Source organism: Corynebacterium mustelae (assembly GCF_001020985.1).
In the GTDB taxonomy this organism is placed as follows: domain Bacteria; phylum Actinomycetota; class Actinomycetes; order Mycobacteriales; family Mycobacteriaceae; genus Corynebacterium; species Corynebacterium mustelae.
The window spans coordinates 2,477,734-2,501,653 of record NZ_CP011542.1; the positions used below are offsets into that span (position 1 = coordinate 2,477,734).

At 55.5% G+C, this 23,920-nt stretch carries 21 protein-coding genes and 1 other RNA gene; 6 read left to right on the forward strand and 16 right to left on the reverse strand.

What is annotated here, in order from left to right:
• Positions 1-48: 48 nt before the first annotated feature.
• The 3 genes from CMUST_RS11000 to thrC all read right to left on the reverse strand — a co-directional run bounded on the left by CMUST_RS11000 (position 49) and on the right by thrC (position 2,298).
• On the reverse strand, positions 49-585 hold the full coding sequence (locus CMUST_RS11000; protein ID WP_047262563.1) for an NUDIX hydrolase: 537 nt from the start codon (positions 583-585) through the stop codon (positions 49-51).
• Positions 586-588: 3 nt separating this feature from the next.
• A complete protein-coding gene (locus tag CMUST_RS11005; RefSeq protein WP_047262564.1) occupies positions 589-798 on the reverse strand; it encodes a hypothetical protein in 210 nt (69 codons plus the stop codon).
• Between the two features lie 72 nt (positions 799-870).
• Entirely contained in the window at positions 871-2,298 is a 1,428-nt protein-coding gene (gene thrC / locus CMUST_RS11010; RefSeq protein ID WP_047263583.1) for a threonine synthase, read from the reverse strand.
• Positions 2,299-2,482: 184 nt separating this feature from the next.
• On the opposite strand from thrC, the gene CMUST_RS11015 reads away from it, so the two are divergent.
• The gene (locus CMUST_RS11015) at positions 2,483-3,679 is read left to right on the forward strand and encodes an MFS transporter (protein WP_144414199.1); all 1,197 of its coding nucleotides are present in this window, start codon (positions 2,483-2,485) and stop codon (positions 3,677-3,679) included.
• Here the strand turns inward: CMUST_RS11015 and CMUST_RS11020 are convergent.
• The 5 genes from CMUST_RS11020 to CMUST_RS11040 form a co-directional block, all read right to left on the reverse strand.
• Positions 3,676-4,377, reverse strand: a complete 702-nt coding sequence (locus CMUST_RS11020) for an AAA family ATPase (RefSeq protein WP_047262565.1) — start codon at positions 4,375-4,377, stop codon at positions 3,676-3,678. The genes CMUST_RS11015 and CMUST_RS11020 overlap by 4 nt on opposite strands.
• Before the next feature lie 13 nt (positions 4,378-4,390).
• Positions 4,391-4,651: a hypothetical protein gene (locus tag CMUST_RS11025; RefSeq protein WP_047262566.1), complete on the reverse strand. Its 261-nt coding sequence runs from the start codon at positions 4,649-4,651 to the stop codon at positions 4,391-4,393.
• Positions 4,652-5,422: 771 nt separating this feature from the next.
• Positions 5,423-6,067: a biliverdin-producing heme oxygenase gene (locus CMUST_RS11030; protein WP_047262567.1), complete on the reverse strand. Its 645-nt coding sequence runs from the start codon at positions 6,065-6,067 to the stop codon at positions 5,423-5,425.
• Positions 6,068-6,207: 140 nt separating this feature from the next.
• On the reverse strand, positions 6,208-9,315 hold the full coding sequence (locus tag CMUST_RS11035) for a bifunctional [glutamine synthetase] adenylyltransferase/[glutamine synthetase]-adenylyl-L-tyrosine phosphorylase (RefSeq protein WP_047262568.1): 3,108 nt from the start codon (positions 9,313-9,315) through the stop codon (positions 6,208-6,210).
• A 29-nt stretch (positions 9,316-9,344) separates the two neighbouring features.
• A complete protein-coding gene (locus CMUST_RS11040) occupies positions 9,345-10,685 on the reverse strand; it encodes a glutamine synthetase family protein (protein ID WP_047262569.1) in 1,341 nt (446 codons plus the stop codon).
• A 358-nt stretch (positions 10,686-11,043) separates the two neighbouring features.
• Between CMUST_RS11040 and CMUST_RS11045 the strand changes: the two genes are divergently transcribed.
• Positions 11,044-12,756, forward strand: a complete 1,713-nt coding sequence (locus CMUST_RS11045; RefSeq protein ID WP_330218047.1) for a CYTH and CHAD domain-containing protein — start codon at positions 11,044-11,046, stop codon at positions 12,754-12,756.
• Between the two features lie 27 nt (positions 12,757-12,783).
• Here the strand turns inward: CMUST_RS11045 and CMUST_RS11050 are convergent, their stop codons facing one another.
• On the reverse strand, positions 12,784-12,975 hold the full coding sequence (locus CMUST_RS11050; RefSeq protein WP_047262570.1) for a hypothetical protein: 192 nt from the start codon (positions 12,973-12,975) through the stop codon (positions 12,784-12,786).
• Positions 12,976-13,154: 179 nt separating this feature from the next.
• Between CMUST_RS11050 and CMUST_RS11055 the strand changes: the two genes are divergently transcribed.
• Positions 13,155-14,408, forward strand: coding sequence for a galactokinase family protein (locus tag CMUST_RS11055; RefSeq protein WP_047262571.1), 1,254 nt, complete (start codon positions 13,155-13,157; stop codon positions 14,406-14,408).
• A 52-nt stretch (positions 14,409-14,460) separates the two neighbouring features.
• On the opposite strand, the gene CMUST_RS11060 is transcribed toward CMUST_RS11055, so the two are convergent.
• Complete coding sequence (locus tag CMUST_RS11060) at positions 14,461-15,531, reverse strand: alpha/beta hydrolase family protein (RefSeq protein WP_158408231.1); 1,071 nt, start codon at positions 15,529-15,531, stop codon at positions 14,461-14,463.
• A 433-nt stretch (positions 15,532-15,964) separates the two neighbouring features.
• Here CMUST_RS11060 and CMUST_RS11065 point away from each other — a divergent pair, with 433 nt between their 5' ends.
• Positions 15,965-16,267 (forward strand): hypothetical protein, encoded by a 303-nt coding sequence (locus CMUST_RS11065; RefSeq protein ID WP_047262573.1) that lies wholly within the window; start codon positions 15,965-15,967, stop codon positions 16,265-16,267.
• Between the two features lie 456 nt (positions 16,268-16,723).
• Here the strand turns inward: CMUST_RS11065 and CMUST_RS11075 are convergent, their stop codons facing one another.
• From CMUST_RS11075 to cobC, 6 genes are all read right to left on the reverse strand, one after another.
• Positions 16,724-18,130, reverse strand: coding sequence for an RNB domain-containing ribonuclease (locus CMUST_RS11075; RefSeq protein ID WP_047262575.1), 1,407 nt, complete (start codon positions 18,128-18,130; stop codon positions 16,724-16,726).
• Between the two features lie 30 nt (positions 18,131-18,160).
• An RNA gene (gene rnpB / locus CMUST_RS16180) (RNase P RNA component class A) lies at positions 18,161-18,588 on the reverse strand.
• Positions 18,589-18,683: 95 nt separating this feature from the next.
• Positions 18,684-19,829: a bifunctional RNase H/acid phosphatase gene (locus tag CMUST_RS11080; protein ID WP_047262576.1), complete on the reverse strand. Its 1,146-nt coding sequence runs from the start codon at positions 19,827-19,829 to the stop codon at positions 18,684-18,686.
• Positions 19,830-19,843: 14 nt separating this feature from the next.
• Positions 19,844-20,551: a zinc ribbon domain-containing protein gene (locus CMUST_RS11085; RefSeq protein ID WP_047262577.1), complete on the reverse strand. Its 708-nt coding sequence runs from the start codon at positions 20,549-20,551 to the stop codon at positions 19,844-19,846.
• A gap of 101 nt (positions 20,552-20,652) precedes the next feature.
• On the reverse strand, positions 20,653-21,792 hold the full coding sequence (locus tag CMUST_RS11090; RefSeq protein ID WP_047262578.1) for a Nif3-like dinuclear metal center hexameric protein: 1,140 nt from the start codon (positions 21,790-21,792) through the stop codon (positions 20,653-20,655).
• A gap of 20 nt (positions 21,793-21,812) precedes the next feature.
• On the reverse strand, positions 21,813-22,913 hold the full coding sequence (gene cobC, locus CMUST_RS11095) for an Rv2231c family pyridoxal phosphate-dependent protein CobC (RefSeq protein WP_330218032.1): 1,101 nt from the start codon (positions 22,911-22,913) through the stop codon (positions 21,813-21,815).
• Between cobC and CMUST_RS11100 the strand changes: the two genes are divergently transcribed.
• Together CMUST_RS11100 and CMUST_RS11105 are read left to right on the forward strand one after the other, a co-directional pair.
• Complete coding sequence (locus CMUST_RS11100) at positions 22,827-23,447, forward strand: HAD hydrolase-like protein (protein WP_047262580.1); 621 nt, start codon at positions 22,827-22,829, stop codon at positions 23,445-23,447. The genes cobC and CMUST_RS11100 overlap by 87 nt on opposite strands.
• Positions 23,431-23,919, forward strand: a complete 489-nt coding sequence (locus tag CMUST_RS11105; protein WP_083987544.1) for a low molecular weight protein-tyrosine-phosphatase — start codon at positions 23,431-23,433, stop codon at positions 23,917-23,919. The genes CMUST_RS11100 and CMUST_RS11105 overlap by 17 nt, the downstream gene beginning before the upstream one ends.
• Position 23,920: the final 1 nt, after the last annotated feature.

The window sequence follows — 23,920 nt, forward strand, 5'->3', positions numbered from 1 at the left end:
CGCTTCATCTTCGCGTAATTCCTTATACAAAGGGGCGCCAACCAAGCGCTAGCGAGTGCGATCACGTTTGACATAACCCATGCGGGGGCGGAACCCCTCTGGCCGCCGCAGTTGGGCCACCGCATCGCCGACGACAAGCCGAAATCTCGGATTCATAGGGGGCATCTGCATGACAGAGAACCAGCCAACCTCTAAGTTTTCATCATCGTTGACAAAGGCAGCATCACTGCCGACAACACTGCACCGCAACGCGGTGTCCATGTAGCTAGACACATCACCGTTGTCGTAGGTGATGGGCCCTACCGCACCAACACCAAGCAGTGCCTCTACTTTAATGTCCAGTCCGACTTCTTCTTTTGCTTCCCGGACTGCCGCCGCATGGGGTTCTTCACCCGGATCGACGATTCCGGTGACTGGTGTCCATTCACCGTTATCGGACCGTTTGACCAACAATACCTCCGGAACAGCAGTGATAGGAGCTCCTTCGGGCACGTCTTTGATAATGACGGCCGTCACGCCTGGAAGCCACAGGTGATCGTTACCGATCTTTTTACGCAATTCCACAATGAAATCTGGAGTGGACATGGGCTAATTCACCCCTGTCGTATCATCAGTGTTTTCGGCGCCGGAAGCTGTGCTGGCATCGTTTCCGCCTTCTTGCTGGGCAGTCTCCGCCATCATTTTCTTGGTAAATTCTTCCGCAAACTTTTCCGGATTAAATTCGGTGAAGTATTTCGCTGGTGCGGATCGCTCTTGTGCCACTTTCTTACCTACTTCCAAACTTTCCTGAGGTTTCACTCTGGCTCATTAGCTTCGCACGTGAACCCACAAGTTACTGATCTGTGTGCCAATTAGTTGCTAGTCGACGAACTATAGGCGTTCGGTAATGAATTCTTTCACTGTGTTGACGTCGTTTGGCAAGTCAGTAACGTGGCGCTCGGCATCCATCACGTGTGCAAAACGCTCCGGGATTGGTGGGAAAAAACCAGTAGCTTCGGTTATCGTTTCGGCGAATTTTACTGGCAGTGCTGTTTCCAAGCAGACGATCGGTGAATCCACCTGATCGAGCCACTCGCGGGCAACTTTGACGCCATCAGCTGTGTGCGGGTCGATTAAGACCCCGTAGTTGTCAAAGCAGTCTTTAATCACTGCGACCCGATCAGCATGGGTTGAACGGCCGGATAGGAAACCGTAGCGAGTCGGAATAATTCCAAACGCCGGGTCGCCAACCAGGGAGAACCCACCAGTTGGTACTTGGGAACCAAATAGATCTGAGATTCGCTCGGCATCACGACCCAGTAGATCAAAAATGAACCGTTCAAAATTGGAAGCGCGGGAAATATCCATCGACGGCGATGAGGTTTCAAGGGTATCGGCAGCGGAACGAACCCGATATTCACCGGTGCGGAAAAACTCGTCAAGCACATCGTTTTCGTTTGTTGCTACGATGAGTCGATCGATCGGCAGGCCCATTTGCTTTGCAATATGGCCTGCACAAATATCGCCGAAGTTTCCGGTTGGCACGCAGAATGACACTTTTTGGTCGTCCGCATCGGTGACCTTCAACCAGGAAGAAATGTAATAGACTACCTGTGCCATAAGCCGTGCCCAGTTGATGGAATTAACCGCACCGATCCGGTTGTTAACTTTAAACACAGTGTCAGCGGACACAGCTTTAACCACATCTTGGCAATCGTCAAATACTCCGTCAAGCGCAATGTTAAAAATATTCTCGTCGGCCAAACCAAACATCTGCGCTTGCTGGAACGCAGTCATGCGCCCTTTGGGGGTGAGCATGAAAACCTTAATTCCGGTTCGACCCCGCATCGCGTATTCGGCGGCCGAGCCTGTGTCGCCGGAGGTGGCTCCTAGAATATTGAGGGTTTCACCCCGCCTGTTGAGTTCGTATTCAAATAGCTCGCCTAATAGCTGCATAGCCATGTCTTTAAAGGCAGCGGTTGGGCCTTCGGATAGATGCCCAATGTAAATGCCGTCCTGGAGTTTTGTTACTGGCACGATCTCCTCAGTCGAAAATGTTGGGGTGCGGTAGGCACGGGCACAAATGGCTTCGATGTCCGCCTCGGGGATATCGTCGATAAACAACTTGAGCACTTCCGCTGCAAGTGCGTGATAGCCCTGCGTTTTAAGCAATTCCCGCCAGTTGCTCAGAACTTCTAGTGTCAACTGCGGGTATTCCTCTGGCAGATAAAGGCCTCCGTCGGGGGCGAGTCCGCCAAGTAGAATGTCACTGAACGTTGCTGGGGTCTTATTTTTATCGCGAGTTGAAATATAGTGCACGGATACTAGATTAGCGTGCTCTGGCTCAAACCACGGTTTTACCGGGGGCAAATAATTCACCAGCTTTTAACTCATTGAGTATGTTTTTCTTGTGAGCACTTCAAAACAAACCACACCCACCGCTCCAACAACCGTCTCTGGTCGGGCATTGGCGGTATGACTGTGTGGGTGCGCGGTGTATGTGATGGCGGTGGCTGGACGCACGTCATTCGGTGTGGCTGGTGTCGCAGCGATTGACCGCTTCGGTTTGGCAGCTAGCCAACTGGCCTTGTTCATCACGGTTCAGGTTGGTGTCTACGCGTTAGCGCAGGTTCCGGCAGGTATTGTCATTGACCGATTCGGCCCTCGAAAGTTACTGTTCTCCGGTGCGATTTTGATGGCATGCGGTCAGGTCATCATGGCGTTGACTACAAGTTTCCACGTAGCGGTTGCCGCGCGGGTTTTAATCGGTTTAGGTGATGCCACCGCATTTTTATCTGTGATGCGACTGCTACCGCAGTGGTTTCCGTTGCGCAAAGCTCCTATTTTCGCGCAGGTTACCGGCACTATGGGACAGCTGGGGCAGGTAATATCGGCGGTACCATTTTTAGCTGCGTTAGGCGCTGTTGGTTGGACCGCTGCGTTTCTTGGTCTCGGTGCCTGCGGTGTGATCGTGGCGGTGGCCGCTGTTGCGGTTGTGCGTGATAGGCCCCAGCCTGCACCAGAAATAAGCCAAGCTTCCCGAGTTCCGCTACGTCGCGCTTTAGCTGTCGTGGTTCATGATCCAGTGGTGTGGCAAGGGCTGTTTACCCACTGGACTAATATGGTGCTGCTCACGGTGTTTTCACTGCTGTGGGGGACACCGTTAATGCAGCTGGGCATGGGGTTAAGCGTGGCAACGATCGGGACGTTACTCAGCGTTATCGCTGTAACTTCGGTGTGCTCAGGCCCCATCCATGGCCTAATTTCCGCACGTTTGGGTAGCCGTCGGGAATCGTTCTCGTTTGCTGTCGCAGGGCTCAATGGCGCGATTGTCCTCGCGTTTTTCCTCCCGACTTCCCCACCACCTGTTGGTTGGCTTTTTATCTGGGTTATAGTTTTGGCACTTTTGATTCCAGCGTCGGGTTTTGGCTTCGACTCGATCCGTGAATCTGTGGACAACAAGGTTGTCGCCACCGCCACCGGTTTTGCCAACATGGGTGGGTTTATCTCCACCATGATCGCTGGGCAATTGGTCGGAATTGTATTGGATCAATTTCCGTTGCCGCACGGCTGGACAGAATTCCGTATTGCCTGGGGCGCGGTTATCGGCGTGTGGGCAATCGGCATGGTGGGTTTTATCTACTCGCGGTGGCGGGTACGCCGACGTGGCACCCGGCTTCGCACCGCCGCTGAGGGTTAATCCGGAAAGCAGATAAATTTCGCAGTTTCGTGCGGGTTATTGAGAAACTCCTTAGTTGCTGCCACTGACTCGCATTCTTCATACGTGACGTTATCGATGCCGTTTTCGGAGATACACACAATATCAGCCCCAGGAATCGCAGGTAGGATCGCCGAATGGGTGGCGATAATGAACTGTGAACCAGCTTCAGCGGCGTGATAAATCTTCCCCAGCAACGCCATTTGGGCGATGGCGGACAGGCCCGCCTCGGGCTCGTCGAAAAGCATGAAGTGCGGCTTTTTCCACAACGAATCCAGGAACTTTAATACCCCTTCGCCGTGGGAACGTTCGTGCAGCATTGGGTCCACCGCAGCGTTACGACGAAACTCGGTGGCGAAATTAAAAAACGTCTCCGCCCGCAAAAACGCCGACCTGGGCGGATTCTTCGCCCGTGAAATGGTCAGCGCCTTGCCCAATTGCGATTCGGTTTCCGCGTAATTGAAATTCATCAGCGCTTTTGTACCACCCTCGGGGTTGATGTTCATCGCAACCGCGATCGCTTCTAGCAGCGTGGATTTACCCGCCCCGTTATCCCCCACGATCACGGTGACCGGCGCCCGCAGCTGCAACCCACCCATGTGTTTTAAATGCTGCGTCACCGGAAGCTGTGCGGCGTATCCGGTGACTTCAGCATCGACCCGTATCTGAGTAACAAACATTATTCAGGGAAAACTACAGGTTATTGCGCTTAGATTTCAAGACATCGATCAATGAGCTCAGCGCCGCGTCGCCTAATTGCAACGGGTCTAACGTTGTGCTTTTCGACGCCTCCGGCACCCGCTGACCAGGGTTATCGACAACAGCCACAAGTGATGAACCCTCCAGTTTCAATACCCCGTGTGGTTTAATGCCGGCTGCCTCCAACGACCGAACAAAGGCACTTAGTTCCGCAAAAGTGCAGTTTGTTACGTCAAGTGAAAGTGTCAAAGCCATTTGTGTCACATCCTTAAAACCTAGAAATCAGCACTACCGTGCCCTTGGCCCAAGCTTAAGGCACATACCCGACACGAAGCATCAGGGTTTTCCCCGAAGTTTCCCTGATTTATGTCACTGTAGGAAATACAGTGTGACATTAGCGTGCTGGCCTCCAGTTTTGACGATTCGAGAGTAATTTTTGCACCCATTTTTCCTCAAACGAGGTCTCATAGAACCCACCGCACAAGGGCGGTGAGTGTGCTGATCTCACTCCAACTCGACTTTTCCGTCCCCTAGTCCGCAGAATCACCTACTGCCCCACGAAAAAGTCGAGTTGTGCTCAAATCCGGAACGGGTTACCCGTTTGGCTGGAGAGTTTTCTGTGCTTGATCCGCTAGTTTTCGCACGCAAAGTAACAGAAAACACACCACCATAGAATCCCAGCCCGTGCCCAGGGCGGGGTAAATGATTACTGGCCTTATGTCCAGAACTATCCGGAGGTTTAAACCCTAAGCCCCAGTCAAAGACGTGGCGAGAGCCCCAACTCGACCTTTTCGTTGTACTCGCTATGAAACCAACCGCCACACCAGGAAAAGGTCGAGTTTCACCCAGGGATCCACACCAATTGTCTTCCTAGCTGCAGATTCTCCATGCCCACCTCCGCAGCAATTTCAGCGTTAGCGTTTCGACGGCCAGGTGTTTCCACGACAAAATCCCCACCGGCGTGGACCCGATTTCCGTTCGGATTCCACGCTGGTGGGGATTGTTGCGCCGTGACGCACTATGGGATTAGTTATCTGTGCCTAGGGCGGCGAACAAGTTGTGGTTGAAGATGAAGGCATCGGATGCTTCGTTAACCAAGCGGGTGTGCTCTTCGTCGGTTAGCTCCAGCGCATCGAGCTTTGCCCGGTACTCATCCTTGTATGGCTTGAGCTTTTCGATCTCCGGGAAGTCGTAAAAGCTCAACGCATCGGCATCAACATCGTAGTGGCGCTGCATCATGCGGCCAATGACCTGACCACCGGAAAGGTCGCCGAGGTAGCGAACGTAGTGGTGGGCAACCAAACGTGGACCATCAACCGTATCGCGAATGTCGTTGAGCCGGTCGATATAAGCCCGGGTAGCAGGAAGGGTAATAATGCCGGATTCCCAATCGGCGCCGCAAAGCTTTTCAAGGTCGCGGGCTAGGGTTTCCTTACGGTTAAGTACTGGGTCGAGCAGGTCAACAGCGAAACCAGACTCACGTACCGCGTCGGTAGCTTCTTCCAATGCGGTGTAGAACAACCAAGACTGCTGCTGTAGCGCGATGAATGCGTTGACGTCCAGCCGCCCCTCCAGCAAATCCGACATGAAAGTCGAGTGCTCGGCGCGTTCGTGAGCGTCGGCAGTTGAGGTTTTTAGTTCAACTGAAAGGGGCGAAGTGGCAATAGTCATAATTCTCCTTGGGTTTTTGCTCGGCAATTTCTTACACTGTTGTTAATACTGCCACATATATTATTTTAGGCAAGGGTGACCTAACATCAACCGATCGGTTGATTTAGTAATTAACCCTTTGTCAGTGAACACTCCAGTCATCAATATTCACCGTGTTCGGGAACCACTTCACCCCAAAAGACTTCGTCAACAACATTCCGCGCCCGGCGCGTGAGCCGCAGGTATTCTTCCAAGAAGTCTTGGGATTCCTCCGGGTCCCATCCGGCCGCGCCCGCTACTTGCGCCAGTTGTGGTCCAGGGTGTGGTAATTGGTCTTTGCGTTTGCCGCGTACCAACACGATGGCGTTTCGGGCATTGGTTGCCAATAGCCAGGCGTCGATAAGTGTTTGTATTTTGTCAGGTTCCACAAGGTTTTTCGCGGCAACTACATCAAGAACCGCCAGTGTGGAGGGGTTGCGCAGTTCGGGGATTTCATGTGCGTGCATGAGGGTGAGTAACTGGGCTGTCCATTCAATGTCGGTGAGTGCGCCGCGCCCTAGTTTGGTGTGGGTATTGCGGTCGGCACCGCGTGGGAGTCGTTCGTTGTCCACGCGGGCTTTCATGCGGCGTACGTCGCGGATGGTTTTTTCGTCCACGCCGTTGGGTGGGTAGCGGAATTCATCGATCATTTCGAGGAATCGGTGCCCAAGCTCCGGGTTTCCGGCGATCCAGTCGGCACGCAAAAGCGCCTGGATCTCCCACACTTCGCCCCAGCGTTCGTAGTAACTGCGGTAGGACTCTAGGGTTCGCACGACTGCGCCGGATCGGCCTTCGGGGCGAAGGCCGAGGTCGACTTCTAATGGTGGGTCACCGGATGGTTTGCTTAATCGTTTGCGCATCCGGTCGCAAATGCCGATGGCCCATTTCACGGCGTCGGACTCGTCGACCCCTAGGGCTGGTTCGCAGACGAACATCACATCGGCATCCGATCCGTAGCCAAGTTCCGCCCCGCCGAGTCGTCCCATGCCGATGACGGCTATTTCGCAAGGCGCAGGTCTGCCGGATTCGGCGCAAGCCGTTGCTATTTCTGCTTGCAGGGCGGCTTCGAGTACTGCGTCCCAAACGAGTGAGAGGCTCCGGCAGACGTCTTTGACATCCATGAGATTGAGCACGTCGGCTGCGGCGATGCGGGCCAGTTCGGCGCGTCGCAGGGAGCGCGCCACTTGGATTGCCCGATCGGGATTGTCATGGCGCGAGGCGGCGCGGACGAGCGAGGTGGATACGGTGTCGGGTTTGGTTTCTAGTAGTTTTGGCCCGCTCGCCCCGTCGCCGAATTGTTTGATAATATCGGGGGTGGAAATGATGAGGTCGGCAGTGTAGGGGGAATTGCCGAGTATTGTCATCAGGCGTTTTCCGATGATCCCCTCGTCACGCAGCAGCCGCAAAAACCAGGTGCGGTCAAAAGCCGCTTCGGAGAGTTTTCGGTAGTTAAGGAGTCCGGCGTCTGGGTCGGCGGTGGGCGCGAGCCATTCCATGAGGGTGGGCAGGAGCATCGCTTGGATTTTTGCCTTGCGATTCGCGCCTGCGGCCAGGGCGGTGAGGTGTTCGAATGCCCGGTCGGGGTGTTTATAACCCAAGGCGCGCAGCTGTTCTTTAGCGGCATCGGGACTAAGTTTGATTGTATCGACGCTAAAGTTGACGACGGAGTCAAGTAGTGGCCGGTAGAACAATTGGCGGTGCAGGGTGGAAATAATAAGCCGCACCTTACGTAGGTTTTCTTCTAAAATGTCGACGCTGGAGCGGTTTTTCTCTCCGCGGAATCCTGCGGCGTGCGCCAACCACCGCCAGGCGGCGGTGTTGTCGCGTTCGGGTAGCGTGTGGGTGCGTTTAACCTTTTGTAGCTGTAATCGGTGCTCTAATAGCCGGAGAAATTCGTATGCTTCGATGAGGCTAGCGCCTGCTTCGCGTCCGATGTAGCCTGCGTCGATAAGCGCGGCTAATGCGTCGACTGTCGCTAGGGTCCGCAGCGTTTCGTCGGAGCGGCCATGCACGAGTTGCAGCAATTGTACGGCGAACTCGACATCGCGTAGCCCGCCGTGCCCGAGTTTGAGTTCCCGGTATTGCAGATGTTCCGGGACGTTGGCTACTACTTTTCGACGCATGGCTTGCACGTCAGCAACGAATGAGTCTCTCCTGCTGGCCTGCCAGACTTTGGGTGAAAGAGCATCGGAATATTCCTGCCCTAGGTGCATGCAACCGGTCATGGGGCGGTGTTTTAAAAGCGCCTGAAATTCCCATGTGTGAGCCCACCTGTCGTAGTAGGTGATGTGGGATTCGAGTGTGCGAACCAGCGCCCCGTGTTTACCTTCGGGGCGCAGCGCGGCATCGACTTGGAAAAAGCACCGGCCGCCTATTTTTATTACTTCGCTGGCCTGCCGGGTTGCTTTTGGCCCGGCTGGTTCCGCCACGAAGATGACATCAACATCGGAAATGTAATTGAGTTCTTTTGCACCACATTTGCCCATAGCGATGATCGACAGACGGCTATCGACCGGATTATCGCCGTACACCTGGCGGGTAGCAACCGCTAGGGCTGCGGTGAGTGCCGCATCCGCCAGGTCGGCTAATTGCTCGGTTACCTGCCGAAACGGCACTTCGGGTTGCCCTACTCGACGGGAGTTTTCTGGGTAGGTGCCAGCCACATCAATTGCGGCTATTCGCATGAGTAGGGTGCGGTAGTCGCGTCGTAAAGCCGCTTCGGCTTCCGGGCCGTTGATACCAGCAACATAGGTGCCGACCGTGGTGCGGTCGGGGCGGGCGGTATCACACACCCCGGTGTAGCCGATATCCTCGGAAAAATATGCTGGAATTGCTTCAACGCTGGCCAGTAAGGTTTCGAGCATTTCTTCGCGTGTGGGGGCGTCGACAAGCAATAACCGCCACAATTTTGGCTGCGCAACTAAATGATCCCCCAGCACACTCGATGCCCCCAGCAAGGCAAATAACCGCACCCGCAGGCACGGATTCGTGCGAATCTCCGCATCCAATTCCGTGAATGCCCCAGCATCGTCGGTAAGCGCCTGTCTGAGGCGGATCAATTGGTTCAGCGCCAGGTCCGGGTCGGCGGCACCGCTGAGTGCCCACAAAATCTCAACGCTCTCATCATTCCACCAGCCAAGCTGCTCCAAATCAGCAATGGCTTGCGGGCTACTTAAGCTTAACGCTCCCGTGGTAGGTAGGGTCTTACGAGTGGTGCGCGGCGATGTCATGGGCTTTATAATCCTTGGAAACTTTTGCGTTAGAAGCTTAAATTATTGAGCAATTCCCACGAAGTAATTTGCTGCTGGTAATCATGCCACTCGCGCCACTTATTGCGCAGGAAAAACTCAAATACGTGCTCACCTAAAATGTCCGCAACAAATTCGGATTTCTCCATCTCCCGCAACGCCTGATCCAGACTGCCAGGCAAATCAACATAACCTAGGGCAAGACGTTCCCGGCGCGACAACGAAGCAATATCATCCTCAGCAGGTTCGGGAATATCGTAACCTTCGCGGATGCCTTTAAGGCCAGCTCCCAACAGCACTGCCAATGCTAGGTAAGGATTACAGGCGGAATCCGGGGAACGCACTTCCACGCGGCGGGATTGTTCCTTGGCTAGCCGGTAGGTAGGCACCCGCACCAACGCGGAACGGTTGGAAACACCCCAGGTAGCGGCGGTTGGTGCTTCATTGCCGAAGAGGATGCGTTTATAGGAATTAGTCCACTGATTGGTGATGGCGGAGATTTCATTGGCATGGGTGAGAATGCCCGCCACGAATTGCTTCGCGGTGCGCGACAGGCTGAATTCGTCATCCGGGTCGTGGAATGCATTGATGTCGCCTTCAAACAGGGACATGTGGGTGTGCATGGCAGAGCCAGCATATTGTTGGAATGGCTTGGGCATGAACGTTGCCCCTACCCCATTGCGTTGGGCGATGAGTTTCATCAGGTAGCGAAACGTCATGATGGAATCGGCCATCGTGAGGGCATCCGCATGCCGCAAATCGATTTCTTGCTGACCTGGTGAGGTTTCGTGATGGGAGAATTCCACCGGTATCCCCATGTCCTCAAGCGCGAACATGGCGTCTCGCCTAAAGTGCGGCGCGATGTTGTAGCTGGCTTGGTCGAAATAGCCGCCGTTGTCTGTGGGTTTCGGCGCCTGCCCTGCGGTTTGGAGGTTTTCTACCAGGTAGAACTCGATTTCGGGGCTGACCATGCAGCTGAACCCTTCATCGGCGGCGATCTGTACTTGCCTGCGCAGCACCTGCCGGGGGTCGGAATAGGAGGCGTGCCCGTCGGGATTCATGATGTCGCAGAACATGCGGGCCGATTGAATCGGGTGGTCGTCGCCGTCGACCGGCAAGAGTTGGAAGGTGGAGGGGTCGGGCATGGCGATGGTGTCGGATTCAGAAATACGGGAAAACCCCTCAATGGCGGAACCGTCGAAACCAATTCCTTCTGCAAAGGCGCTTTCTAGCTCGGCGGGTGCTACCGCCACCGATTTTAAAGAACCTAAGATGTCGGTGAACCATAGCCGCACTAGGCGAATGTCGCGTTCTTCAATGGTGCGCAGCACGTATTCCTGTTGTGAATCCATATGTCCACGATAGCGCCTTGTTATCCAATTGGGTACGCGCCGCCAGGGTGTAGTTTTCAAAGGCGTTTCCAGCTTCGCTATCAGGAAAATCTGCCCGCCAGCGCGGGCATGTAGCACCTATTGCTTTTCGACGATCCACCGCCTGACACCGGGGTTCCTTATGGGAACTCGACTTTTCCAGACGCAGACCCCAGGTTCACCCTCGCGGTGGCGGATTGGTCGAGTACGTCAGGTTTCACCAAGAATTCTGACCCATAGCAAACCCTTTTTGTTCGTGCTCCAAGCGGGCAACTCGACTTATTCGCAACGCGCATGAGGTTTTCTGCTCCAAGGGGATGAAAAGGTCGAGTTGCCGATAGTGGTAGCTACCGGCTATGGCAGCGGTTTTCGTTTGGCGGGTCACACCCAAGGCAGCGATGATGAGAATCCAGGTAGCATCCAGGTTATGGGACTACATGAGCAACTTGAGGTAGAAGCGAAATTTGCGGTGGATAACGACACTGCGGTACCTGACCTCAGCGACATCGCTGGGGTGGCCCGGGTAGCCAACACTAGGATTCACCGGCTAACCGCAACGTATTTCGACACCGCAGACGTGCGATTAAGCCGGGCGAAGATTACCTTGCGACGCCGCACCGGCGGCACCGACGATGGGTGGCATATTAAACTCCCGGCGGCCAATGGGCGGCGGGAAATCCACCATCCACTTACTACTGACGCGGAACAACCACCCGATGTCATTCTCGCGGCGGTGCGTGCCATTATCCGAAATGAGGAATTGATCCCCATCGCGCAGGTGGATAATGAACGGCACGAATCTTTGCTTGCAGACGACACCGGGGCTATCATCGCCGAATTTTGCGACGACCATGTATCCGCGCAATCCTTCCTGCCGCAGGGTGAGAAAACGCAATGGCGGGAATGGGAAATAGAGCTAACCGATGCCTGCGATGAACCGGACGCGCTGCTGAAAGCATCCGCCGAGGCCCTGCGGTCGGCGGGCGCGGTGGCGTCGAAAAGCCCGTCGAAGCTGGCGATGGCTATAGGCGACAGCATCGATTACGCCCCCACCCCGCCGCAGCTGGCGGAAGTCGCCGAAGACTCCCCCGCCTATGCGGTGCTGCACGCGCTGAAACGCAACCGCGACAAACTGGTTGACTTTGATCCCAGAGTGCGCCGCGACGAATGGGATTCGGTGCACCAGATGCGGGTAGCCACCCGGGAGCTGCGCAGCCACCTGCAAACATTTGAGGGAATACTGGTTGGTGACACCCATTTGGTGCTGGCGGAAAAGCTGAAACAACTCGCCGGGATTTTAGGCCAAGCCCGCGACGCCGAGGTGATCGCTGAGCGGTTCCGCCTGCTGTGCGAACTGGAGGAAACCGGCGCGATCGACGACGCCACCGCTACTTACCTGCATGACGTGATGCGACGGGAATACGAACACGCCCATCAACGCATCGAGAAAGTGCTTGACGACGCACGCTACCTCACCATGTTGGATTTATTGGACGAATTTCTCGCCCGCCCGGAACTAGCCGCCAGTGCAATCGGAACCGGCGCTGACCGGGCCGCATCGGGGAAAATCCTCATCCAGCACGTGAAAGATAATTTTCGTAAACTCCGGAACCGGCACGAAAAGGCAGTATTTGCCTGGGAAGATTCCACAATCCCGCTGCGTGATCGGGAAACATACTTCCACGATCTACGTAAAGCCGCGAAGAAACTACGCTACGCGGCGGAAGCGATCGGCGATGCCACATCCATTGACACTCTTGACCTGTATAAAGCCTGCAAAGACATGCAGGCCGTCCTAGGCGATTTCCAAGACAGCGTCACCGCCCGCGACAAATTACTCAAACTCGCTGGCAATGCACATCGCCACGGGATCAATACCTTCGGGTTTGGGGTGCTTTACCGGCTTGAACACGAATTAAGCCAACACGTTTTGGCTGACTACGAACAAACGTACGCGGCGGTGGCCGCTGCCTTTAAGCAGCTCATCCACCGCACCAACAAACACACCAACGTGAAGAAAAACCGGGGTGCAAAAAAGCGCAAAAAGCGCTAACCAACCACAGGAGTCAGCTTGTAGCAGTTAGTCTTCGTCGTTGTATTTCTCGTCGTACGCATCCGCCGCACGGGTGCGTTCGGCGGCAATTTCAATCGCATGTTCTGCCTCTTCGCGGGTATCGTACGGGCCCATGCGGCTTTCAAAACTAGAAACCTTGCCTTGTTCAACTTGGCCGGTTTCTTGATTATAGAACCATTTGAGATCTTCATTTTGCATGATTATCCATCCTTCATTTCTATTCGGGCTCGGTTGACACCGCACCTATGCTGTCTTCCACGCTACCTATTTTTAAGTTTCTTGGTCAGGTTATCGTCAAGCCCACCCCACATCTGCCCATTCGATTGCTACATTAGTGTGGAATATTGCCAACCCCGCCCTAAGGAAGTTTCCGCATCATGCCAATCTGGTCCAATACCCACAGCAGTGACACCCCCATCGCACAGCGGGTACAAGCCTGGCACTTCGCTAGCTACAGTGTTCCAGCAGAGGCAGTAGCAACCGCGCCAGCAACCTGGTCGCTCATTGGGGAACACACCGACCACGCTGGGGGCATTGTGCTGATGAGCATCGCGGATCTTCATGCAGCCGTATCCATCAGCCCCCGCCGTGACAATGCGGTCAACATTCACGAATACCAACTCACAGCATCAGGCGACTGGGCGGAAACCACCAGTTCCGCGCCGCTGCCACAAAACCAGGATGCCAACGCGACCAATACCTCTACCCGGGCGACTCAACTCGCTGGCCTTGCCACCACCATGATCCAGCGGCAAATGCTCAGCCGAGATGCCAAAGGTTTCGACATAACCATTGGCACCGAAATCCCACCGCTAAGTGGATTGGGCGAAATCGAAGCTATTGAAGTAGCAACCGCACTGGCACTGGCACACGCCATCGACGATATTGACACCCCGCCCGCCAAAACCAAACTCGCCGACATTTGCTACCAGGCCGCCCAGCTCTATCGCACAGAACCAGCCCTCCGGGCACGCTACACAGTGGCACTACGCGGAAAAGATGGAATGATCAACGTCGTTGACTATGCAGATTTCTCCATCACCCAAGCAAGCCACATAGTCGGCAATCTTAATAAAACCGCAGCTATTGCCGTAATCCCCCCGGTTTCTGACTTTGAACCTGCATCGGAGGAGCTTAAGCGTCGACAAGCATTCGTCGACGAAGCAACTCGCGCATTCGGCGCCGAGTCCATCCGATTGCTCCCGGAGGCAAATATCCGCGTCATCGACTGGCTTCGGGCCTGCCACGAGGTCCACGGCACCGACAATCTCCCCACTATTTCGGAAGCCAATCAGTGGATGGATTACCACTGCGACGAACTACACACCGTGCAAACCGTCACCCAAGCAATCCGCTCCCGCCGCATCGCCGACGTGTACCCGGCGTTAGCCCAATCCCAACACAACATGGCCGGACTCTATGGTGTGACCAGCATCGACGATAAAATTGCCCAACTATGCATCACCCGGGGTGCCGACAGCGCCCGCAGTGCGCACAGCGGGCTTAGCCCCGCGGTAATCGCCCTGGTTAAGAGCACCCGCGCCGGTAATTTCATCGCCGACCTTAGCGACGACGGCTTCACCATCGTCGAATTAACCAACGGCACCCCCGCCACACTCTTACAAGTGTAAAAAAGTGAAAACCCTGCGGCTGGTGTTCACACGACACATAACCGGGTGAGTATCAGCCGTTATACGTGGCTAAAAAGTCAACGACATAACCGTTGAGCTCCACCAACGTCTCTGGTGGGCGGCGCGTATCCAGACCGGAATCCAGCCAATTCGTCATCATCGGTGAAACCAACGCCAAATCTGTCAACCCAAGGTGCCCCACCCCGGCTATGTGTTTGTTTAAAAAACGCGGATCGTCGGCCTTAATGAGGCGGTAGTTTTGCTTATACAACGTGTCAGCCGCAATATGTGGATACACCGCGTCGGAATAGATATGCGCAACCGGAATTGGGTACTCATCATCACTAAAAACATATGACTCCCCCGCAACGCTCTCGATATCGTGGATAAACGGTGACTCCAAAGCGACTACCGCCCGCACCTGCTCATGCCGGTTATCGCCCACCGCCAAGGCGGCCGACCCGCCCAAAGAATGACCCGATAACACAATGCGGGTGGGGTCTATGTATTTTTCAAAATCATTGTCAACCTGCCGATCCAGGATTGTGTCCAACACAAAATTCATGTCTTCAACCCGGATTTCCAACCAACCACGCAGTGCCGCTAGATTGGCCTGAATATCCGTTGATTTTTGCAGACTCATCACGTCTTTTAGGAATCCACCATCAACCCGGACGGCCTGCCCACCGGAAAGCGTGGTGCTAAACGAATGATGCGGGTGGTCGAGACTCACCACGACATAACCACGGGAAGCAAGCTCGCGGAACAGCGTTTCATTCGATCGGGAAACGCCAAAAGACCCGTGTGAAAACACCAGTAACGGCTGGCTCTTTTCTTTCGCTCCACGCGGATACCACACCCGCACCGGGATTTCGCGTTCGCCCTCTGTAGTCTGCATCTTCGGAAACGCTGTTTCATGACGATAAAACGCATCCACCGTCAGAACCTCCTTATCCCCCTTTGGTTCCGGCGTCGGATTAAACGGGAACAGATATCCAAAACCGGTGAGCACAATCAAACAAAAAGAAAGAACTAACAGCGCAAATTTCCGCCATCGCTTGCCGAACTTTTTAAACACACTAAAAATAAATAAAACCAGCGACAAAACCAGAGCAATAAGCATGTAATTCATATCTTGCAATTCCGTTCCTAAAATGCAGAATTAATGGCTTTAACTGCAAGTTGTACAACCATCTATCACGCATAGCGACTACACACTTCTATTTGCAGAATAAACCACCCACCGGCACGACTACCACAAATGTTAACGCACCAACGCATTAGCGCGACCGGAAAATAGATGTTTCACGAAACCGTAAATGGCAACAAAGGAACATGATATCCCCTATCAGAGGGCAAAAGCACGTCTGATTTCTTCATGGCTTACGCTTATGCCATGCTCCGCCAAGGAAGGCTTATAGATATAAAGTATCCAATAGCGGATCACTGATCGGAATGCAGATCTCCCATAGTATCAATAGGACTAATCTCCCGAGAATTCTAGATTAGGACCAGCGTTCATTGCCGCGGCACTGGCAGTCTCGCTCCCAATATTTATGACACCAACCCTGGCCGCGCGGGCTTCTTTCGCTTCCGCGACTTTCTTACCGCAAGGAACGACCGATGCGGATACTTCTCACACCTGTAAAGAAACCCACAACGATGAGCCTGTTGCCATGCCGTACACCGCAGCCACTGCCACAGAAGAGCCCATCGTCAATGGATCATTGATGCTTACGTTGTCGCCGCACACACCGAAACCGAAACAAACGTTTCAATCGCCGGACCTCAGTTTCAAGAACTTCGACCGTAGCGACACTCGCTGGTGCTGGTTGCCCGGGGCTTGGCGCGCCCACTAATCAAGCGGTGCGACTAAAATTTGCGGCTGTAGTCCTTGCCACCGTCATGAAGTTGAGGAATTTTGGATAGTCTCTGGTACCCAGTTTTCATCATGGCGTGCGCGGCTATCCTATCCGCCACTGCTATTTCTGCGGCTGTAAAAACCAAAACGAGCCACCCGCTAGTCAGACGCAGATCTGTATCTGCCGCGTGGTGGTTCGTTGTCGCAACCATCGCTTACGTAGCTGCATGCATGCTGTTATTCACAACGCTGCCGCTAGGAGTGCCCATTGGCTGCAGTTTGCTCGGTCTCATCGCTTGTGCAGCGGGGTACATTGCTGCAGGCGGGGGCAGCAGGTGATGTGTGTCAGGTTCTAGGCCCAGACCAAAGCAACCACCGGAACATTCGCTGTAAGGCGTTTTTCCTCGCAAGGCCTTGCGCATCATCTCAGTCGCAGACTTTCAAGGTTCCCCACTCACACCGCGCTAAACCGCACTTCCCGGGTAGCGGGATCGGCTGTGGTGAGCGTGACGGGGCGGCGGATTCCTTCCTCGTCGGTGGTGTTGTCGCAGTCGGCGAAGACTGGTGGTTCTTCGATGAAGATGCGGGCAGCGTCGTTTTTGGGATCAGCCTGAATGATGATGGCGTCGAATTGCTCCCCGATCCACGGTTGCAGCACGTGGGCTTCGCAGTAATCGAGGCAGGCACGGTCAACGGCGGCGGCTAGCCGGGAGCTTTCAGTCATGGTTTCCAGAACCTGCGCAAGGTCCGTTGTTACCCATTCCGGGACGTTGGAACCGGCGGTGATAGCTAGGCAGATTTCGGTGGCGAAGCGGTCAGCTAACCGACGCAGTGGTGCGGTGACGTGGCTGTATACCCCGGTTGCGGTGCCGGTGACACCAGCATGTGGCAAGGGATCACTGTTGCTGAGGTTAAGATAATCCGCACCGCGTAGCAGTTTTTGTGCTTCCCGCATCACGGCCATCCCCCGAGGGGTGCTGCCATCCAGGGTGCGCAGGAATGTCCCTAGTTGCTGCTCATGCGTCGAAAAGCCAAGGCTGCGTACTTCTTTCCAGAATTCGGTTACTGCGGAATTTTCCGGCAACGCTAAGCTTCGCAGCACCCCGATCCCGGCATCGGCCATGATCTGCCCGGCGCACATGCCAGCTAAAAGTGATATTTCGGAGTTGTAATCCATCATTGGCACCCGGGGTTCAATGCGCAGTTCAGCAAGCCCATCGGGGCGGCGGTGTACCCGTTGACTGGGCATATTCAGTGTCACGGCGTCGGCGCGGAGGTTGCTTTCGGCCCGCAACTGTCCGACTTGTGGCAAGAGTTGGATCGCGGGGTGAATCGTCCCTGCTTCGTATTCTTGCTGGGCTTCCTCGTAGTCATAGCGTTTAACGGAGCGGATCATCGCGCGGTCGACGCGGCTGGTTTCGACTTCCCCCGCAGCGTCTAGTTCGATGTGCCACAGCGCGGCTGGCCGGGTTTGCCCAGGCAGCAGGCTAGCTTTGTCTTCGGATAATTCCGGCGGGTGCAGCCGGATAGGTGCATCCGGGAGGTAGAGGGTCTGGCCGCGTCGTAAAGATTCGGCATAGACGGCGCTCCCGGGTCGCACGAACGCAGCGACGTCGGCGATGGCGTATGAAACGATGAATCCGCCAGTCGGGCGGGCAGCGATATGGACCGCTTGGTCCAAATCCATCGAGCCTGCTGGGTCGATGGTGACGAAGGGGATGTCCGTGGCGTCAATTCGATCGTCGGGGAAATGATCGACGGCGGCGGCTGCCTCCGCACGTTGTTCATCGGTGAAGTCCCCATTGAGACTAAATTCCTCGACAATGGGACGAAAATCGACGTCTGCTGCGTATAGCTTCATGATTTCTTTGGATTCGGTTGGGAGGATGGGCGAATGAGCCAACCTGTAAGCCGGATTCTGTACCGGGTTTCCCGGTGGCGATCATCCATCTGGACGGGTTATTGCTAACCCGCCTCAAGCAGCTACCCACAAACTTCAGACGAGCCGCCCTCAAACGTTTGCGCAGCCACACCAGCACGAGTACCAGTGCAGCCTTCTTGCCTTGCTCCAGGTGGGGTTTACCCAGCCACGTTAGTCGCCTAACGTGCTGGTGCGCTCTTACCGCACCGTTTCACCCTTACCTAGTTTCCTAGGCGGTTTGCTTTCTGTTGCACGTGCCCGCGGGTTGCCCCGGGTTGCCGTTAGCAACCACCCTGCTCTGTGGAGTCCGGACTTTCCTCGACCTGACGCTTGCCGTTAACACCCGAAGGGGTGAAAAGGCAGTTCGCACAGCAGGCCGCGATCGCCCAGTCGGCTCATTCGCTTAAGCCACTGTACACCACAATGCTGCCACCTGATCTCCGCCCACACCATTGCCTGTTAATATGTGCGTCAACCAGCTTTATTGTGGTTGTCACTTCGGCTGCGCCAGGTGGGCGGTGTCGTTGAGTAACCGCACGCAGGTCGGCCCGTCGGAATAGAACTCGGCGATCGATATGGATCCCAGATCAAGGTGCATCCGATTCGCCATATCGGCAGCCCCGCCTAAGGCGATGCTGACGATCGCTTTGATGGGGCTGACATGGCTGACCACCAAGACAGTTTTCCCGGCATAGGTTTCCCGCAGCTGATTTAATGTCTGGGCGACCCGTTGATGCGCCTGGGCGAGGGATTCACCACCAGGTGGGGCAACCTGCGGGTCGCTCAGCCAGCTGGCGTGGTGCTTCGGGTTGGTCTCGTATGCCTGGTTGAACGTCAGTCCGTCCCACTCGCCGAAGTCGACTTCGATCAGCCCGGCGTCACAAGTCACCGGAAGGCCCAATGCATCAGCTGTCGCTTGGGCGGTTTCGGTGCATCGTTGCAGCGGCGACGAAACGATCGCCGCGATTCCGCCTCGGGCGGCGAGCCGCTGTGCTGCACGTGCTGCTTGCCACTGGCCAACCTTGGTGAGCTTTGGATCGGAATGTCCTGAGTATTGTCGATTGGCTGACATTTGGGTTTGGCCGTGGCGTAGCAGGATAAGCCGGGTCGCGGTTGTGGTGGCGCCGTTCCAGCAGGTGGGAGTAATCTCAGCACGCTTAGCTTCAGTTGTAGGCGAATCGGTACCCGAAGCGGCACAGGTGGCCTCGTCAAGCGGAATTTCCCCCGGTTTCGCCCCTGCTTCTACTGCATCCATGGCGATATTCGCCAGCGCGTCCGCCCGGGAGTTTTCGTTGCGCGGTATCCAGGTGAACGTCGAGTCGTCGAATTTCCGCAGCAACGCTTGGCACTGTAGCGCGAGTTCTTTCATGTCTGGATGTTTGATTTTCCAGCGCCCGGACATTTGTTCCACCACGAGTTTGGAGTCCATGCGGACATCAACCGCTGTGGCACCAAGTTCGCTGGCTGCCTTAAGTCCGTTGAGCAACCCGTGGTATTCAGCGACGTTATTGGTAGCGGTGCCCACCGCGTAGGAGATTTTTCGCAGTACCCCACCGGTTTCGTCCAGAATAAGGGTGCCGGAGCCAGCGACCCCAGGATTGCCCCGCGAACCGCCGTCGGCTTCAATGATTACTTTCATGCCGGTCTCCGCTTTTAGCTTCGCACTAGGTAGCTGCCGCAATCGGGGCACTGCGGCAGTTCGTCGGCTGGGGTGGCGCGAATCGCGGAAATCTCTCCTGGTGGTAAGACTATAAAGCACCCACCGCAGCTGCGTCCGTTGAATGCGGCGACCCCGACGGTGTTTTCGAGCCGCTGGGCGTCGTATTCCGCAATAACATCGGCGGGGATTATCTCGCGCAGTTCGGCGATTCGGGTCAGCGGGTCGGCGACGTTATCCTGCGGTAACGCCTCAATGGCGCGGCGTGCGGTCTCGACTTTTTCCTGTGCTTCTTTCACCCGCTGGCTACACAGGTCGCGGTTATTGCGCAGCGCATGGATTTCGTTGTGCGCTTCGGCGAGTTCGCTCATCAAGGTGGCGATCCGGGATTTAGCGGAATACAGGTCTTTTTCTAGGTCTTTGCGTAGCTCCGGGTCGGTGGCGGCACCAAGTTGTTGTTTATCGTCGGCTGCGCGGCGCCGCAGTTTGCGTTCGTCTTCCTGGATACGCAGGATTTCCAACTCCATGTCGTCGACAGCCATCTGCGCCGCCCCTGCGGCTTTGCGCTGGCGGTCGAGTTCTTTCTGGGCGGTTTCTAGTTCTTGTTCCTCGGAGCTTGGTTTCCGGGTTACGCCGGTGGCGGCAACTCGTTGCATGGTTGCTAGTTCTAGTAGCTGTTGCTGTAGGTCCGGTTCGAGTTTCATTTTCTACAATGCTTTCCTTGGTTAACGTGATGGATGTGGGGTTGTGTTAAGGCTGGCTTCTTGCACCAGTCGACTAAGCTGCGCAAACGGTTAACGCAGTTTTAGTCTGATTCTTTGTTGGGGTGGGCGGATAGGGTCCACGGGTCGGTGCGAATGGGAAGAATATCAACTTCAAGCTCCGGCAGCGCGTGGTTGAGGATTTCTTTCGCTTGGCTGGTCCACGGGTATTCGCTCGCCCAATGGGCGGTGTCGATGATAAACGGCCCGCCTGCCCGCAGATGTTCGTCGACGGGGTGATGCCGAAGATCCGAGGTGACATAAACATCGACGCCGAGTGCTGCAACGTCACTAAGGAAGCTGTCACCTGAGCCGGAGCTGACGGCGATTTTCTTAACCAGTTTTTCCGGGTCACCGGCGGCGCGTATCCCCCACTCGGTTTCCGGCAGTGCATTTGCGACTTGTTGTACGAAGTCTTTAAACCGCATAGGTTCGGGAAGTTCGCCGATGCGTCCAAGCCCGTAGGCGGTATTGATGTCGGCGGTGGGTTCTAAGCTGGTGATATCGAATGCGGGTTCTTCATAAGGGTGGCTGTGGCGCAGGGCGTCAATGATGGCGGAACGGCGGTTTCGTCCGGCCACAAATTCGATGCGGAGTTCGGTGATCGTGGTGAGTTCACCGATGTTTCCTACCGCCGGGTTTGCGCTTGTCGACGCCTTAAATTGCCCGGTTCCGGGGAAGCTGAACGCGCACTGACTGTACTCACCTATCTCGCCAGCGCCTGCGGCAAAGATGGCGTCTTTGACCGCCTCTGCGTCAGCTTCTGGAACCTGCACCCCCCATTTATCCAGACCAAAGAGTTTGGGTTTGATCGGTCGGGTCGCAGTAATGCCAACTAATTCCGCTAGTTTGTCGTTTACGCCGGGGCGTGCCGAGTCGGCGTTGGTGTGGGCGGAAAATAATGCCACACCGCCAGTGATGAGGGTGTGAATAACCTTGCCTTTAGGGGTGTTCGCTGCAACCGATGTGACCCCGCGCATCAAAAGCGGGTGGTGCACGATAAGCATCTGCGCCCCAGCATCAACTGCCGCTTCGGCGACTTCCTGGGTGCAGTCAAGTGCTAGTGCTACCCTGTCCACTTCTGCTTCCGGGTCGCCGCACACCAGCCCCACGGCGTCCCAACTTTCAGCTAGGTGGGGTGGGTAGGCGGCATCTAGTACCGCCATAATGTCGGATACACGCATGTTCTTTTTGTCCCTATCAGTCACGTTAAAGCGGCGATGAGCTTGTCGACGGTTTGTCGATCTCGTACCGCAAGTCGCCAGTAGTCTAATCCTAGTCCAGGAAAAGTATCGCACCGCCGGATGGCTATTTTCTGGGCTAATAATTGCTGACGTCTCTTTTCATTCCCACCAGTCACCAAGATGAACGGGGCTTGTGAAGGCGAAGCAATCGAGTACCCACTCTCGGTGAGTCTGTCAATCATTTCTTCCCGCTGTTGTGCCACTTGTAACCGCAGCCTCGGCAATTCCTGATCTTGATGGTTAAAAATCGCCCGGACAGCCGCTAACTGCAAAGTTCCAATCGGCCAGTGTGCCCTACCTGCGGTAAGGGTGCGCAATAATTTCGGTGCAGCAACCATATATCCGATGCGCAGTCCCGCCAGTCCCCACGTTTTGGTGAGGCTGCGCAGCACGATGATGTCGCCCAATGCGGTGTCCGCCGCCAGGGAGTTTTCTTCGCTGGCAAGGTCGATAAACGCTTCGTCCACCACCAGAATCCGACCAGGACGTCGCAGCGCCAAAAGGTCAGCTTTATCCCATAACACCCCGGTGGGGTTGGTGGGGTTTCCAATTATGACCAGATCCGCCGCCTCACTAATGCCCTGCAATTGGGTAAACGGCGGCGGCAAAACGACCCGGTCAACGGTGCAACCAGCGTCCGTTAGAACAATATCTGGTTCAGAGAAACCCGGATGTACCACCGCCGGGTGGGCTGGTGCCAGTTTCGGGAGCATGGCAAAACCTTCACTTGCACCTGCCAACAACACGACATGATCATTCGGTACGCCGTGGTAGGTGGCGATCATGCCGGTGACCTCACGGACTTCCGCATCGCTGGGATAACTGGCGAGCCGATGAAGTGCGTCACTTAAGGCGTCGAAAAGCCACGTCGGCATGCCGGGCTGGACGTTGACCGCGAAATCCCACTCGGCACCTGCGGCGTCGATGTCACCGTGTATCCGTGAAAGCATGGCCCATACTTTACAGTGAGTGGTATGCCCCTTTTGCTTCTCGACGTCGACGGCACCCTCATCGACTCCGCACCTGGCATTCACCAATGCCTGCGACGCACCCTCGACCACTTTGCTGTTCCCCAGCCCAACGACGATTGGTTCCGCGCCGCGCTCGGCCCCGGAATCGATAAAACCCTAGCCTCCGTCGGTTTGGGTGCTGATGCGGTGGAATACTACCGGGAACAATACCGCGCGGGCGGCATGGCGCAATCGACGGTCTTCCCCGGCATCCGGGAATTACTGGATCACTGGCGTGCGGCCGACTACACATTGTGCACCGCAACCAATAAGGCACGCGCGGCGGCGGAAGGAATTTTGGAATTACACCAACTCAACCAGCATTTCACCATCATCGGTGCCGCCGATGGGAACCGAACGACCAAGGATGCCATCATCGGAAATGTCCTGGAACAGATCGGCGACGTCGACGATATTGTGCTTGTTGGCGATCGAAGCCACGATACGATCGGGGCAAAAGCACACGGTATTGATACAGTTTTAGTCAGTTGGGGCTACGGCAACCCGACTGAATGGGCTGATGCGACACACGTGGCGCACAGCGTAGAAGAACTGAAAGGAATCATCCGTGACCGCTGGGCATAAACTCCACATCACTGTTGTGTGCACCGGAAATATCTGCCGCTCCCCCATGGGCGATGTTATCTTAAGCCATGCCATCCGCAACGCCGGGCTTAACGACGACGTCAAGGTCGATTCCTGCGGCACCGGCGGCTGGCATGTTGGGGAGAAAGCCGACCGCCGCGCAATCACCGAATTGCGCAAAGCCGGATACAACGGCGACGAACACCGCGCCGCACAATTCGATGACTCCCACGCCAACGCGGACCTCATCATCGCGATGGATTCCAGCCACGTTCAATCCCTGCTGCGGTTAGGAATCCCCGAAACCAAGATTCGACTATGGCGCAGTTTCGACCCGGAAGCGGGTGCCGACGTCGATGTTGAGGACCCCTACTACGGCTACGCTTCCGATTTTGAACTGGTACGGTTACAGGTCGAGGCAGGAATTCCGGGCATAATCGACTGGATTAGAACCGAATTGGAGGAAAGCTAAA